This is a genomic window from Gilliamella sp. App2-1 (assembly GCF_001690255.1).
GTDB classification, from domain to species: domain Bacteria; phylum Pseudomonadota; class Gammaproteobacteria; order Enterobacterales; family Orbaceae; genus Gilliamella; species Gilliamella apicola_G.
Genome location: NZ_LZGR01000059.1, coordinates 1 through 14,414, shown reverse-complemented (window position 1 = coordinate 14,414; position 14,414 = coordinate 1). Strand labels below are relative to the sequence as shown.

The 14,414-nt window shown below is 34.6% G+C and carries 15 protein-coding genes; 6 read left to right on the top strand and 9 right to left on the bottom strand.

Annotation, left to right across the window (positions count from 1 at the left end):
- Positions 1 to 15: 15 nt before the first annotated feature.
- Positions 16 to 1,866, top strand: a complete 1,851-nt coding sequence (recD, locus tag A9G22_RS08185) for an exodeoxyribonuclease V subunit alpha (RefSeq protein ID WP_065585981.1) — start codon at positions 16 to 18, stop codon at positions 1,864 to 1,866.
- A 102-nt stretch (positions 1,867 to 1,968) separates the two neighbouring features.
- On the opposite strand, the gene A9G22_RS08180 is transcribed toward recD, so the two are convergent.
- From A9G22_RS08180 to rsfS, 9 genes are all read right to left on the bottom strand, one after another.
- Positions 1,969 to 2,694, bottom strand: a complete 726-nt coding sequence (locus A9G22_RS08180; RefSeq protein ID WP_065585980.1) for an amino acid ABC transporter ATP-binding protein — start codon at positions 2,692 to 2,694, stop codon at positions 1,969 to 1,971.
- Positions 2,691 to 3,371 carry a glutamate/aspartate ABC transporter permease GltK gene (gene gltK, locus A9G22_RS08175; RefSeq protein WP_065585979.1) on the bottom strand — a complete coding sequence of 227 codons (681 nt, stop codon included), beginning with the start codon at positions 3,369 to 3,371 and terminating at the stop codon, positions 2,691 to 2,693. Before gltK ends, A9G22_RS08180 begins: the two co-directional genes overlap by 4 nt.
- On the bottom strand, positions 3,368 to 4,108 hold the full coding sequence (locus A9G22_RS08170; protein ID WP_065585978.1) for an amino acid ABC transporter permease: 741 nt from the start codon (positions 4,106 to 4,108) through the stop codon (positions 3,368 to 3,370). The genes gltK and A9G22_RS08170 overlap by 4 nt, the downstream gene beginning before the upstream one ends.
- A gap of 93 nt (positions 4,109 to 4,201) precedes the next feature.
- Positions 4,202 to 5,110 carry a glutamate/aspartate ABC transporter substrate-binding protein gene (locus A9G22_RS08165; protein ID WP_065585977.1) on the bottom strand — a complete coding sequence of 303 codons (909 nt, stop codon included), beginning with the start codon at positions 5,108 to 5,110 and terminating at the stop codon, positions 4,202 to 4,204.
- Between the two features lie 227 nt (positions 5,111 to 5,337).
- Complete coding sequence (lnt, locus tag A9G22_RS08160; RefSeq protein WP_075508673.1) at positions 5,338 to 6,879, bottom strand: apolipoprotein N-acyltransferase; 1,542 nt, start codon at positions 6,877 to 6,879, stop codon at positions 5,338 to 5,340.
- Positions 6,872 to 7,744, bottom strand: coding sequence for a CNNM family magnesium/cobalt transport protein CorC (gene corC, locus A9G22_RS08155; RefSeq protein ID WP_065585975.1), 873 nt, complete (start codon positions 7,742 to 7,744; stop codon positions 6,872 to 6,874). The genes lnt and corC overlap by 8 nt, the downstream gene beginning before the upstream one ends.
- A gap of 99 nt (positions 7,745 to 7,843) precedes the next feature.
- On the bottom strand, positions 7,844 to 8,311 hold the full coding sequence (gene ybeY / locus A9G22_RS08150) for an rRNA maturation RNase YbeY (protein ID WP_075508672.1): 468 nt from the start codon (positions 8,309 to 8,311) through the stop codon (positions 7,844 to 7,846).
- 13 nt (positions 8,312 to 8,324) lie between these two features.
- Positions 8,325 to 8,795, bottom strand: a complete 471-nt coding sequence (gene rlmH / locus A9G22_RS08145) for a 23S rRNA (pseudouridine(1915)-N(3))-methyltransferase RlmH (protein WP_065585973.1) — start codon at positions 8,793 to 8,795, stop codon at positions 8,325 to 8,327.
- Between the two features lie 4 nt (positions 8,796 to 8,799).
- A complete protein-coding gene (rsfS, locus tag A9G22_RS08140) occupies positions 8,800 to 9,117 on the bottom strand; it encodes a ribosome silencing factor (RefSeq protein WP_065585972.1) in 318 nt (105 codons plus the stop codon).
- Between the two features lie 597 nt (positions 9,118 to 9,714).
- On the opposite strand from rsfS, the gene A9G22_RS08130 reads away from it, so the two are divergent.
- The 5 genes from A9G22_RS08130 to A9G22_RS08110 all read left to right on the top strand — a co-directional run.
- On the top strand, positions 9,715 to 9,942 hold the full coding sequence (locus A9G22_RS08130) for a Flp family type IVb pilin (protein ID WP_176700255.1): 228 nt from the start codon (positions 9,715 to 9,717) through the stop codon (positions 9,940 to 9,942).
- A 187-nt stretch (positions 9,943 to 10,129) separates the two neighbouring features.
- Positions 10,130 to 11,437, top strand: a complete 1,308-nt coding sequence (locus tag A9G22_RS08125) for a CpaF family protein (RefSeq protein ID WP_075508670.1) — start codon at positions 10,130 to 10,132, stop codon at positions 11,435 to 11,437.
- On the top strand, positions 11,434 to 12,360 hold the full coding sequence (locus A9G22_RS08120) for a type II secretion system F family protein (RefSeq protein WP_065585969.1): 927 nt from the start codon (positions 11,434 to 11,436) through the stop codon (positions 12,358 to 12,360). Before A9G22_RS08125 ends, A9G22_RS08120 begins: the two co-directional genes overlap by 4 nt.
- A 141-nt stretch (positions 12,361 to 12,501) precedes the next feature.
- A complete protein-coding gene (locus A9G22_RS08115) occupies positions 12,502 to 13,242 on the top strand; it encodes a type II secretion system F family protein (RefSeq protein WP_176700254.1) in 741 nt (246 codons plus the stop codon).
- Between the two features lie 45 nt (positions 13,243 to 13,287).
- The coding region (locus tag A9G22_RS08110; RefSeq protein WP_075508669.1) for a tetratricopeptide repeat protein at positions 13,288 to 14,414 on the top strand (1,127 nt) is incomplete at its 3' end.

The window sequence follows — 14,414 nt, the reverse complement described above, 5'->3', positions numbered from 1 at the left end:
CACAGAAAATACAGTATGTTAAACGAATGGTTAAACCAATTTACACAAGACAATCAAATTAGTTTGCTAGATATTCATTTGGCAGCATTTTTAACGAATAAAGCAAAGTTAAATGACGATATTACGATTAAACGATTCAGTTTTTTAGTGATAACGCTAAGTAAAGAGGTAAGATCTGGTCATGTTTGCTTAGATCTTCGTTATTTAAAACAACCAACGATAGAAGCGCAGCTTTGGTTAGCCTTAGGCTCACCAAACGAGCAAGATTGGAAAAACGCACTTGAACAAGCACAAAATAGCCGAGTTGTGAGTGATGGAACAAATTTATCTCCGCTTATCCTTATTGAAAATAAACTCTATTTTCAAAGGATGTGGTTGGACGAGAAAAATGTTGCTCAATATTTCAATCACACAATCCTTAATAAAGAGTCAAATTGCGATGCTGATTTAAATACTATACTTAATCAGCTTTTTACCGATAATCACGCTGAAATTGATTGGCAAAAAGTGGCGGTTGCTGCGGCATTAACGCGTAAAATCGCGATTATTTCGGGCGGGCCTGGTACAGGTAAAACAACCACTGTCGCTAAAATTTTAGCCGGAATTTTGTTAACCACGCCCAATGCGCGAATTATTACGGCGGCTCCGACAGGGAAAGCCGCATCAAGGTTAACCGAATCATTGAGTCAAACAATTGAGCAACTCGCTTTTGCTTCACTCAATATAAAGGCGGAAGCGATAACTTTACACCGTTTATTAGGCGCAAAAGCAGATAATCGTTCATTCAAGCATGATAAAAATAATCCGTTGCATGTTGATGTATTAGTCATTGATGAAGCCTCAATGGTTGATTTAAATATGATGGCAAGAGTCATTGAAGCCTTACCCACTTCTGCACGTTTAATTTTGTTGGGTGATAAAGATCAGCTCTCATCGGTTGAAGCCGGTGCGGTATTTGGTGATCTTTGTACCTTTATTACGCATGGCTATAGTGAGTCACGAGCAAAAGAGCTAAGTCAATTAACTGGCTATGTTGTGCCTGCTTGCGAGCAAACAGCAACAATTACGGACAGTATTTGCCTATTACAAAAAAGTTATCGTTTTAACGAATCGTCTGGTATTGGATTGTTGGCTAATGCTGTTAAAGAGGGGCGATCAACTGTCGTTAAAAATTTATTAACCGATGAGTCATTGAGTGATATCCAATATCATGCACTTTCATCCCAACAAGCTTATGAAGATGTTTTACATGATAGTATTAATCACTATAAACATTATTTAAATTTTATTAAGCAATATGGCACTAATGATATTGCGGCAGTTTTAGCTAAATTTGCCGAATATCGCTTACTTTGTGCTGTAAGAGAAGGACATTTTGGCGTAGAGGGTTTAAACAAGCAAATTGAATTGCTATTATCCAAAAATAAATTGATTCGCTTGCAAAATAAAGAGGCTTGGTACGTTGGTCGGCCAATTATGATTTTACGCAATAGTACTTCATTAGGGCTGTACAATGGTGATATTGGCATTACATTAATGGCTGAAAAGAATAGCTCAAAATTACGTGTGTATTTCCCGTTTGCTGATGGATCTATTAAAGGATTTTCGCCATTTCGATTACCTGAGCATGAAACAGCTTACGCTATGACAATCCATAAATCGCAAGGTTCAGAATTCGATGATGTGAATATTATCTTACCAACTAGTTATTCACCGTTGCTTAACCGTTCTTTGCTTTATACAGCAATTACTCGCGCTAAAAAAAACGTGTCAATTTATGCGACTGAACCAATTTTATTGCAAGCAATTAAATCACAAACACCAAGGCATAGTGGTTTAGTTAGTTTATTACAGAATAATGATTAAGTAGATTTTCTAAATGTGCTAACACGAATGATTCTTTATAAAATGATGGATAATTCGAGGAAGAAATAATAAAACAGGGCGATAAGCCCTGTAATAATTAACTTAATGAATAATCTTAGCTAAAAAGTCTTTAGCACGATCTGATTGTGGATTAGTAAAGAACTGTTCTTTTGATGTATCTTCAATAATTTCACCTGCATCCATAAAGATAACACGGTGCGCCACTTTACGCGCAAAGCCCATTTCGTGAGTAACCACCATCATGGTCATGCCTTCATAAGCGAGCTCAACCATCACATCTAATACTTCATTTACCATTTCAGGATCAAGTGCTGAGGTTGGTTCGTCAAACAGCATGACAATAGGATCCATACATAACGCGCGAGCAATGGCAACTCGTTGCTGTTGACCGCCGGAAAGTTGTGCGGGGTATTTATCTGCATGAGCAAGTAAACCAACACGTTCTAAAAGATTAAGCGCTTTTTCGCGAGCTTCTTCGTCTGTTCGACCTAATACTTTAATTTGAGCAAGTGTCAGATTTTTTAAAATAGTTAAATGGGGAAACAGTTCAAAATGTTGAAACACCATCCCCACTTTAGAACGTAATTTAGCTAAATTAGTTGATTTACTGGTTATTTCTGTTCCATCAATAATAATTTTGCCTTCTTGAATAGGTTCTAAGGCATTGACTGTTTTTATCAAGGTTGATTTACCTGAACCTGAAGGACCACAAACGACCACAACTTCGCCTTTACCGACTCGAGTTGTGCAGTTTTTTAATACCTGAAATTGTCCATACCATTTTGATATATTTTCTAAGGAGATCATCGAGTAATCCTTTTCTTAAAATAATTAACTAGACGTGAAACGGTGAAGCAAATAACAAAATAAACTGCTCCTGTAAATAATACCATCTCAACGATTAAACCATCTCTATTACCCACAATATTAACCGCACGATAGAAGAAATCAGCTAAATTTAAGGTGTAAATAAGCGTCGTATCTTGGAATAAGATAATACCTTGTGTTAATAATAATGGTGTCATAATACGAAATGCTTGTGGTAAAACCACCATTCGTAATGCCTGACCTTTAGTCATACCGAGTGCTAGTGATGCACTGATTTGACCTTTAGATACACTTTGAATACCAGCTCGAATAATTTCCGAATAGTAAGCCGCTTCAAACAAAGCAAAAGCGATTAATGCCGACACAAAACGTATATCTGTTGTGGGTGGAAGATTTAAAATCCTTTCTAATAGTTGAGGCACAAGCAAATAAAACCAGAGCAAAACCATCATTAATGGAATTGAACGGAATATATTTACATAGCATGAAGCAAACCAATGTAGTACTTTAATAGATGAAAGTCGCATAATGGCAAGTAGCGTTCCCCAAACGATACCAAAAATTACAGCGGTAATGGTTATCTCTAAGGTTAATAGCATACCACGCATGATATAAGGTAAATTAGGCAGGATTTGACCCCATTCTAAATCGATCATGATTTACCTCCTAATACGCCAGGAAGTCGCACTTTTTTCTCAATATATTGCATGGCAAACATGATAGCGACATTGATAATTACATATCCAAATGTAATAGCAATGAATGATTCATAAGGTTGGCCTGCATGTTCAAGCAATTGGTTTGCTTGTTTTGTTAATTCAATATAACCAACAGTCGAGGCAACAGCCGAGTTTTTAACCATATTTAATATTTCAGATGTTAATGGTGGTAAAACACGTCGATAAGCATTAGGTAATAAAATATATAAATAGGTTTGTTTTAAGGTTAGTCCTAATGCAATTCCGGCACTTTTTTGGCCAGCAGGAATTGACTGAATAGCTGCTCTCACTTGTTCACAAATACGCGCACCCGTAAATAATCCTAATCCTATAGTAGACATTAATAAAGTAAATACTATAGGATCAAGATCATATAACCAAATGCGGATAGATTCAGGTACCAGTGCGGGTACAACTTCAACCCAAAAGAATAAATGAATGATTAGCGGTATATTCCTAAAAACTTCAACATAACATGCACCTAAGCTAGATAAAAAACGGTTAGGTAATGTTCTTAGTACACCAAATAACGAACCCACAAAAAAGGCAACCGTTCCTGATGTAATAACTAGCAATATGGTCATTTGGAAACCTAGCCATAACCAGCCCAGATACGTAGTATCACCAAATGGTGCTGGTTGCAGAAAAATCCCCCAATTCCAACTTGTTGTCATAAATACTCCAACATGTAAAAGATATTTTGTAAATAGTACTAAATAAGATGACAGACGTAGTTACCTACGCCCTTTGGGAAAAATATCAGTGTATTAGTCTAATGCTTTATCATTAGGATGAGCGAAAAGCTCTTTCATCTCAGGAGACATATCAAAGTTCATATTTAACCCTTTTGGTGGAATAGGTTCTTTAAACCAACGGTTATATGACTTTTCGGCGACACCTGATATTTGTGCATCAGCGATTGTTTTATCGACTAAAGCTTTAAATTGCGGATCTTGTTTACGTAACATACAACCATAAGCTTCATAAGATAATGGTTTACCCACAATTTCCCATTGTTCAGGTTTTTTCGCTTTTGAGCGTTCACCTGCTAACAACGCATCATCGATAAGAAATGCTGCTGCTCGTCCACTTTCAAGTGTGCGGAATGCATCACCATGATCCTTGGTCGCAATAATACGAATATTTAACCCTTTTTCTGTATTGTTTTTGTTGAGCATAACTTCTGATGTCGTGCCTGAAGTTACCACAACACTTTTGCCTTTTAGATCATCAATATCAATAATTTTGCTATCGGCTTTAACTAAAAAGCGTGTACCAACAATAAAGATCGTATTTGAAAAATCAACTTGCTGTTGGCGTGATAGATTATTAGTGGTTGAACCACATTCAAAATCGTACGAACCATTTTGTAATAGTGGAATACGATTTTGAGATGTAAGCGGTAAATATTTAACTTGCAAGTTAGGCATATTTAACTCTTTTTTTACCGCATCAATAATAAGATCTGAGTAATCTTGAGAATAACCCACAACTTTTTGGTTATCGCCATAATATGAGAACGGGACAGATGATTCTCTGTGTCCTACGACAATCACACCATTTTCTTTTACTTTAGCTAGCGTACCAGTTAGTTCATCGGCAAATGCGGCACTACTCAATAGACCTAACATTGCAAATGATAACACGAGTTTGGTTAATTTTGTCTTTCTGTTCATACTCATCTCCTACTGTTTAGTTTGTATCATATTAAATAATTTTAATATTTTTACAAAGGGCGTATATTATAACTTATTTTTTAGCATAAAAGTACTTTTTACTGTTTATTTATCTATCATTGGAGCTAGATGTAACCAATAAGTAACGCAATATTACGATGATTGATCACAACAATAACTAGTTAAATCCAATTATATTTAAGCAATAATTATGCCAGTATCGTAAATTATGAACGTCTTTTTATAAAAAGTGAGATAAACATTAATGCCATGATAGTAAAATAAGGCCAATTTCCCCATCTTGCATAAGGCGTTAGACCTGTTGTGGGTGATACAGTTGCTGATAAAACTGCTGTTTTAAATTGTGATAACTGTTTAACAATATTGCCATGTGGATCGATAATTGCGGTAATGCCAGTGTTAGTGCTACGGATTAAAGGCCTACCAAATTCTAATGCTCTAGCCTGTGCCATTTGTAGATGTTGTTTAGGGCCAATGCTATCACCAAACCAAGCATCATTTGAAACAGTAAGTAAAAAATCGGTATCATGGGCAAAGTTTTGCCACATTAAATTAGATAAAATTACTTCATAACAAATGGCTGGGGTAAATTTAAAGCCTTTTATTTGTAATTGAGGCTGTTTTACATCGCCAGATTTCATTGATGACATGGGTATATTGAGCAATTCAGTAATCGGTTTAAGTATTGATTCTAGCGGTGTAAACTCTCCAAAAGGCACTAAATGGTGTTTTTGATAACGGTTGGTTGTTGGATATTGATATGGCTCTTTTTCACCTAATACTAATAAAGTATTGTAGAGTTCCCCATTAGCTTGAAACCCATCTTTACCAAAGCGGTAATCAATAATACCTACAGCGATTTCAGAATCATGGGCTCTGGCTTCGTTATCCATATATTTTAAAAAAGATTGCTGATTTATTTCATAATCGGTAATACTGGCTTCTGACCATATGATAATTTTATCTTTTTCGAAGTTGTCTTGAGTCAGTTTGATATAGGTTTGTAACGTATTATTGAGTTGCTCTTTTGTCCAACGAATTGACTGTGAAATATTTCCTTGAATTAAAGCAAAATTAGCCGCACGAGTGTTATCTATCGTAGTCCAATTAATATTATTGAATGAAACTGGTGCAAAAAAGATCGTAAACAGTGCGACAATTGCACCAAGCGCGTGCTGTTTTGGTGTTTTGCTGGTTATTGTCTTTATACAATAAATGAATAGTCCACACAAAATAGTTAACAATAAATTAACGCCATCTATCCCCAATACAGGGAAATAGCCCTTTAACGGGCTATCAATCTGGCTATAACCGAGTTGCAACCAAGCAAATCCGGTTAAAAGATAACCGCGCAAGAACTCGGTTAATTGCCAAAGCATAGGAGCTAGAAGCACAAGTTGTTTAAATGAAAATTGTCCAGCAAAACTATTTGCCATTCTTAACAGAAAAGCAAATAGCATCGGGTAAAGCGACAAATATACAATTAAAAGGCCTAAAACGATAATGGCAACCAGAGCAGGTAACTCGCCATACTGTTGAATACTAATATAAACCCAGTGTATCCCTGCCATAAAATAGCCAATGCCCCAACTTAATCCAAGTAACATGGCTTGTTTTTTCGTTTTATCGGCAATAAGCCATAAAAGCCCCGCAAACGAGATAAAAGCTAAAGGCCAAATATGAAATGGGGCATAACTAAAAACCGCTATACCACCTAAAATTAGGCTTAATAAGATTTGTTTAAACATTTTCAGGTAGCTCTAAATTAGGCACAGTTGCTCCATCAGGAATAGTCACATGCAATTGGATTATTCGCCTTCGGTCAACAATGGTGACCTTAAATTGATAACCGTCAATGGTAATGCTTTCACCACGTAAAGGCAATCGTCCAAAATGTTGCATCACCAGCCCACCAATGGTGTCCATTTCGTCATCACTAAAATCAGTGGAAAAAATTTCATTAAAATCTTCAACTGGTGTAAGCGCTCTTACCGTATAAACTGAAGGCGTTAAGCGGCGTATATCGCGATCTTCTACCTCATCATATTCATCTTCAATATCACCAACAATAAGCTCTAAAATATCTTCGATAGTCACAAGCCCCGACACACCACCAAACTCGTCGATAGCCATCGCCATATGATAACGTTGCATACGAAACTCTTTTAACATATGATCGACACGTTTACTTTCTGGTACGACAACGGTTGGTCTAAGGATTTTTTTGAGATCGAAATTATCAACGCCTTGGCGAATAAAAATCAAAAGATCTTTAGCTAATAAAATGCCTTCTATATGATCTCTATCTTCACTGATGACAGGATAACGTGAGTGGCCATGTTCAGAAATAATATCAAGACATTCATCAAGCGAATAATTATCTTTAATCGTCACAATTTGAGAGCGGGGAATCATAATATCGCGAACGCGTTGCTCTGCTATATCCATTACGCCTTCAATCATATCAAGGGTATCTGGATCGATAAGTTCGTTTTCTTCAGCTTCGCGAATCACCTCGATAAGTTCTTCTTTATCTTTTGGCTCTGAATTAAATAACTGACTTAACCATAATGCAAACCCTTTTTTAGGTCTCCGGTGATTATCATCACTCATTTGCTCTTTTCCTTTCTTGCTTTGTTTTTAATATAACTTATTTTATATGCTTGTTTAGTTAGCTAAATTGACATTTAACTAAACGGTTAATGGTATATTTTATTCATTAATGGGCTGATAAGGATCTTCAAATCCCAATTGCTGCATAATCTCAATTTCAATATTTTCCATTTCTTCGGCCTCGTCGTCAAGGATATGATCATAGCCTAATAGATGCAAACACCCATGCACAATCATATGTGCCCAGTGCGAAGTTAATGATTTATGTTGTTGTTTGGCTTCGGCTGCGACAACTTGTTTACAAATAATGAGATCGCCCAATAAAGGAACATCAATCTTAATGGGTGATTCAAAGGGGAAAGATAAAACATTGGTGGGTTTATCTTTATGACGATAGGTATTATTTAATTGCTGGCTTTCTTGTTCATCAACAATACGGATAGTGAGTTCGGCATTATCCATAAATTGAGGTAGAATAACATTTAACCACTGCAAAATTTGCGCTTCGGTTGGTAAATTTAGGGTATCTTCTGTAGCAATTTGCAAATCTAAAATAATGGCGCTCATTTTATTACCTTAATTATTCACGATGATAAGGATGATTAGTGGTTAAACTCCATGCACGGTAAAGACTTTCAGCCACAATGACTCGTACTAAAGGATGGGGAAGCGTAAGTGGCGACAGCGACCAACTCTGCTGTGCTGCCGCTTTGCAAGCAGCAGATAAACCTTCAGGCCCGCCGATTAATAAACTCACATCACGTCCGTCTACTTTCCAGCGTTCTAACTGCTCAGCTAAATTATGCGTTGTGTATGGTTTACCCGGTATATCAAGTGTCACAATGCGATTGCTTTTACCGCAAGCATTTAACATCAATTCGCCCTCTTTATCTAAAATTCGGGCAATATCAGCATTTTTAGTGCGCTTACCTGCGGGGATTTCAACTAGTTCTAAAGGCATATCTTTAGGAAACCGTGACTGATAATCATCAAAAGCAGTCGTAACCCAGTTTGGCATTTTATTGCCAACAGCTATAAGCTGTATCTTCACGCCATTAACTCCAAAGCTTCTCAAGTTCGTAAAGCTGACGGCTTTCTTCTTGCATGATATGCACAATCACTGAATCCATATCAACCACGACCCAATCCGCATCACTTTGCCCTTCGCTACCTAACACCAAATGGCCCTGTTTTTTAGCTTCATCAAGCAAATGCCCCGCAATAGACGAAACATGACGGTTTGAAGTACCCGTACAAATAATCATATAATCGGTAATGCTTGATTTACCGCGGACATCAAGGGTAACAATGTCTTTGCCTTTTAGATCATCAATCTTATCAATAATAAAATCTTGTAACGACTGCTGCAAAATAATCTCTCTTTTATTAATTTATGAAACATAAGGCTCCATTATAGCATATATTTCAAAAATAACGGTGGAGTTAATGTTTGACAGGAAGTTTTTTGTCAAGAAAAACATTGAGCTAATGTATCCGTTTTCACCAAAAAGGTTGAAAAAATTCAAAGATGGAATGCAATATCATAAATTTACCAATTGGGCAAAATCAGATGGTATAGCCATAAATTATATCACAATCCAGATATTCAATATAAAAATGGTTAAATGGTAAGATTTAACCGTACATATCTTACATAATTAAGAATTCGTTAAGATTTGTTAAATACCGAAAGTAAGGTTAAAAATTAGCCAATCAAACTCAAAAAAAAAATAATCTCTCATTTGTTTATTTTTTTTAAAATTGATATTTAACAATATGTTAATGTTGTTTTTGTTACTATAAAGTTTGTTTTTAACAATATAGGTCATTATAATAAATTAAAATTTATATGGTTAGTAATTGACTGCTATTCGATAATAATTTATACTGCGTAAACTTTCAGATAAGAAAGTAAATTATTTTTAAAAAAATTGTAAGAAATGTAAGAAATTTTAAAGGAGAAAATTATGATGAACTTATCAGTAATCAATACTAAAGTAAGAACTTTTTTAGGTAAATTCGCTAAAACTGAAGAAGGTGTAACTGCGATCGAATACGCGATTGTTGCAGCGGGTGTTGCAGTAGTAGTTATGGCTGTTTTCGCTTCAGGCGGTCCAGTTGAACAAATGCTTAAAACTATATTTGAATCATTAAAAACTAAAGTTGGAGCTATCGTTGGCGGTATTGGCGGTAAATAACTCTTAAATAGCGAAGGTTGTATCTATAAGAATGTTTCTTATGATGTTCGATAGTTACGTAATTCCTTAGCATTTGTAGTTTGAAAATAACGTATTACCGTTATTTTCTAAGGTGAAAGCTGTTAGAAGCAGAAAGCAACTAGCAGCTTTTAACTGCCTTTAGATAGTAGAGTATGAAATAACCAGCATGGATAATAAAGAATTTAAATTTTCTAGTGAGTGGGGTAAAGTACGCGAATTAGTATTTCAGGTCCTTAATCTTGATTTAATTGAACATTTAAAAAATGAACCCAACCAAATCCTACGTGAAGTCCAAACTGCAATCAGAGAAATCAATAGTTCTGGAGCTGCCTATATTTCCGCAGACGAGTTAAATGTATTGGCAAGTATGATTTGTGATGAAATTGTCGGTTATGGTCCAATTGATTCTTTGATGAAAGATGAAACAGTCAATGATATTTTAATAAATGGACCTTATAGCATTTATGTTGAACGAGGCGGTATTCTTAGTAAAACGGATAAGTTTTTTATTAGTGATCGCCAGTTACTTGATATTGCAAGACGTTTAGTTAATAAAGTTGGTAAAAATTTAGATGAGGCACACCCTTTAGTCGACTCCCGCATGCCTGATGGTAGCCGTCTTAACGTTGTTATTCCACCGATTGCCATTGATGGTGTCTCAATGTCCATTCGTAAATTTGGTACAGGTCGTAGAACATTTCATGATTTAATTCATTCTGGCTCGTTAGATGAAAACATGGCAAATTTTTTAGTTATTGCTGCACGTTGTCGAATGAATATTATTGTTTCGGGGGGAACAGGTTCAGGAAAAACAACAATGCTTAATGCTTTGTCTGGATTCATTGGTGAACATGAACGTACTATTACACTTGAAGATGCCGCAGAATTAAAACTCCAGCAGGATCATGTGGTTAGAATGGAGACGAAAGTAGGAGGCGATGATGGTCGAGGAAAAATTACCATGCGCGATCTATTGGTTAACGCATTGCGAATGAGACCTGATCGGATTATCTTAGGCGAATGCCGTGGTGAAGAGGCGTTTGAGATGCTTCAGGCCATGAATACTGGGCACAGTGGTTCAATGTCAACATTACATGCCAATACTGCTAAAGATGCGTTATCCCGTCTAGAAAGCATGATTATTATGGCTCAGTCTGAATTACCTATTTCGGCAATTAAACGTTATATTAGTTCTTCCATTAATTTTATTATTCAAGTTTCTCGCCTTCCCGATGGACAACGTAAAGTAATGAGTATCACTGAAGTTCTTGGAATAGAGACCGACAATATTGTTACCCATGATGTGTTTAAATTTAAAATTAATGATGAGAAAAAAGAGGGGAGCAAGATTCAAGGTGAATTCATCTGTAATGGACTAGTAAAACGGTCAGCTCTTTATGAAAGTGCTCAATATTATGAAATGTCTGAGGTATTGGAAAAACTAATGTTAAATGCAGTGGGAATTAAAGCATGATTTTAATCCTTTCAGTTGTACTTATATTTGTTGCTCTCGTAAATATTTTGGTATTACTTCGTCGTAAAGAGCGTTTGCAGATTTTTTATAATGTCGAAGTTAAAAAGGTATCACTAACTAGTTTGGTTGAAGACCAACTTACCCAAAAAAAACAATCTTTTGGTGATCAAATTAGCTCTAATTTTATAATTACGATCAAATCTTATTATAATCTCCTAATAATGGGGCAATCTAAAGTGCGATTGCTCGTTTATGTTTTTATAGGTATTGTTGCAGGTATAATATTCAATCAACAGTACATCAATTTTGATAATTATATTGCAATTCCGCTTAGTGCTGTCGTTACAATTGTTATAATACTCTTTATTAAAAAAAAGAAACTAACAAAAGAATTTTACGAAACGTTTCCCGAAGTATTAAATATTATTACGGGTGCAGTCTCATCTGGTAATGCAATAACAACAAGCTTTAAAGAATGCGGAAATACTGTTGACGGCATTGTTGGTAAAACAATGAAAGAGGTTGATAGCAGAATAGAAATCGGTGAAAACATTGAAAGTGTCTTGTTAAACTCTTATCTACGCCTTCCTTTTCCAGAGTATTATTTTTTTATTTTAACGGTAATGGTTAATATTGATAGTGGTGGAGAATTAAAAGAGATTCTTAGTCGATTAACAAAGATGCTCACAAACAATCGTATTCTAACTAAAACTAGAGATGGTAAAACAGCAGAATTAAGAATGACGATGACAATTCTGGGTTGTATGCCTTTTGGCTTCTTGTTAATGCTTAAATTAATCTCACCTACGCACTATGAGAACTTGGTTGATACAACAGTTGGTAACTATCTTTTGTACTATGTCGTAGGTAGCGTAGTTATTGGTTACCTTATTATCAAAGGTATGATTAATAAGATTATTTAAATTATGAATAGTTTACTGTATATATTATTTTCAATTATTTTAATCTACTTTGGTTGTAGAGAGTTGCGTAATTTATATTGTTTTTATCAAAGAAAAGAAAAAATTAGCTCAATCTTCTATGATGAAAATAATGAAAAGAAAGTGTTTAAGAAGAATCTGAACGAAAAAAATCTTGCTTTTGAAAAGATTATTGCTAAAAACAGTATTAGCCTAGAATTTATACGTCGTTTTCAAGAAAAAAATAGCTGGAAGTTGTATGCCGTTATTGTCGTATTTTCATTCTTTTATCTTGTTAATCAAATCTTTTCGTTTATTGTAGTTAATTCAAATATTCTACTGATTTTTTTGCTTATAATTATTATTATGGTTATTTTCTTGCCAGATTGGGTTGTAAGAAGACAAACAATAAAACGGATCAAGAGAATTTCACAGGATTTACCATTAATCATTGATATGATGGCGATTATGATTAAATCGGGTATGACAATCGAAAATAGTTTTAAGTATTTAAGCATAAGAGTAAAAGTGATCAATAAAGATGTGTCAGTAATCTTAGAAAGAGCCTGTTTAATGATGGATGTCAATGGTATTGAATCCGCTGTTGAATTAATTCAACGAGATGTACCATGTAAGGAAATCAGAATGTTTTGTATTACATTAAAAAGAAGTATTAGTTATGGCAACTCAATTTATGATGCTTTATTAGATTTATCAACTGAAATTCGAGAAATGCAAAAATTAACAATAGAAGAAAAAATTGCTGCTCTTGCGGCCAAAATGACTATACCGATGATGATATTTTTCCTATTACCTGTACTAATCATCGTCGTGGGACCTGTTATCATGAATATTATGTCAACATTAGGTAAGTTGAAGGGATAAAAGATAATGAACTATTTTTCAATATGCTGTAAGCCAAAAAGGTTAATGAAACCAAAAATTATTGTTGTATGCTCAATTTTGTTTTTTGCTACTGGGTGTCAAAATAGTACTTTAAGATACGATTTAGATGAGCAACAAAAAATTTATATACATGAAACCACGAAGAACTATGGTGGTTTAATTGAGATTTATAAGCAACGCTTACAACGCACAGACAGTGAAGATACAAGGCATAAACTTGCTCAGATCTACTATCTTTCTAATGATTTTGATGCAGTAAAAAGAGTTTTAAAACCTGTTTTAAGGGAAACTAAAAATGATAGTATTTTGGTTTTATATGGTCATGTTGAATCTAGGCTTGGTCATAATGATATAGCATTAGAATATTTAAATAAGGCAATTGCAATCAATCAAAAAAATGGTGAAGCATATAACGTAAAAGGTATAGTTTTGCTTAAAAAACGACAATATGATGCTGCGCGCTATTCGTTTAATCTAGCCAGAGAAAACTTCTATGATGAGAATAAAGTCACTAATAATTTAGCAATGCTATCAATTTTGAATAAAGAATACAATGAAGCTTATAAGCATCTAAATATCTTATATACTAAAGGATATCGTGACCAAACTATTCTTCATAACTTACTTTATACATTAGTTAAATTAAATAAAATGCAACTAGCTAAGTCTTTTTGTATAGGGCATAGATTATCTAATGATCCAGACATCCTAATTCAAGAATTAAGACAGATTGAACCTGTTGATGCCATAAAATTTAATGAGAGTATACCAGCACAGAGCGAGAATCAAAAGCAATATACCCTTGAAAATACAATATCACAGCAAGTGTCTAAAGTAAAAAACATTAAACCAGAAAAAGGAAATAAATTAGACGTTGGTACAAAATTATCAAATATGGCTAAACTAGAACCAAGCACAGAGCCAAAACAAACTACTCTATCTGTAACAAGCTCAGGGGCAGTCACCAATACTGCTGTTTCTAAAAACAATAATAAAATAAGTAAAACAACGATTGAAGAAAAAATTTTAGCAGTTCGTTCTGGAGAGCATAAAAAATTTAGTCGTATTACTTTTGAAACTACAAATCAATTGAGTAAAAATCAATACGTAATTGAGAAAATTTCTCCCACTGAATTTAAATTAACAATTTA

What these genes read in the sequence shown, in the direction of transcription:
- A9G22_RS08165 (WP_065585977.1), bottom strand. Translation starts at nt 5,110, where the DNA reads ATGAACAGAAAGACAAAATTAACCAAACTCGTGTTATCATTTGCAATG.
- recD (WP_065585981.1), top strand. Translation starts at nt 16, where the DNA reads ATGTTAAACGAATGGTTAAACCAATTTACACAAGACAATCAAATTAGT.
- A9G22_RS08170 (WP_065585978.1), bottom strand. Translation starts at nt 4,108, where the DNA reads ATGACAACAAGTTGGAATTGGGGGATTTTTCTGCAACCAGCACCATTT.
- A9G22_RS08180 (WP_065585980.1), bottom strand. Translation starts at nt 2,694, where the DNA reads ATGATCTCCTTAGAAAATATATCAAAATGGTATGGACAATTTCAGGTA.
- corC (WP_065585975.1), bottom strand. Translation starts at nt 7,744, where the DNA reads ATGAGTGATGATAATCACCGGAGACCTAAAAAAGGGTTTGCATTATGG.
- lnt (WP_075508673.1), bottom strand. Translation starts at nt 6,879, where the DNA reads ATGTTTAAACAAATCTTATTAAGCCTAATTTTAGGTGGTATAGCGGTT.
- A9G22_RS08125 (WP_075508670.1), top strand. Translation starts at nt 10,130, where the DNA reads ATGGATAATAAAGAATTTAAATTTTCTAGTGAGTGGGGTAAAGTACGC.
- ybeY (WP_075508672.1), bottom strand. Translation starts at nt 8,311, where the DNA reads ATGAGCGCCATTATTTTAGATTTGCAAATTGCTACAGAAGATACCCTA.
- gltK (WP_065585979.1), bottom strand. Translation starts at nt 3,371, where the DNA reads ATGATCGATTTAGAATGGGGTCAAATCCTGCCTAATTTACCTTATATC.
- A9G22_RS08120 (WP_065585969.1), top strand. Translation starts at nt 11,434, where the DNA reads ATGATTTTAATCCTTTCAGTTGTACTTATATTTGTTGCTCTCGTAAAT.
- A9G22_RS08130 (WP_176700255.1), top strand. Translation starts at nt 9,715, where the DNA reads ATGAACTTATCAGTAATCAATACTAAAGTAAGAACTTTTTTAGGTAAA.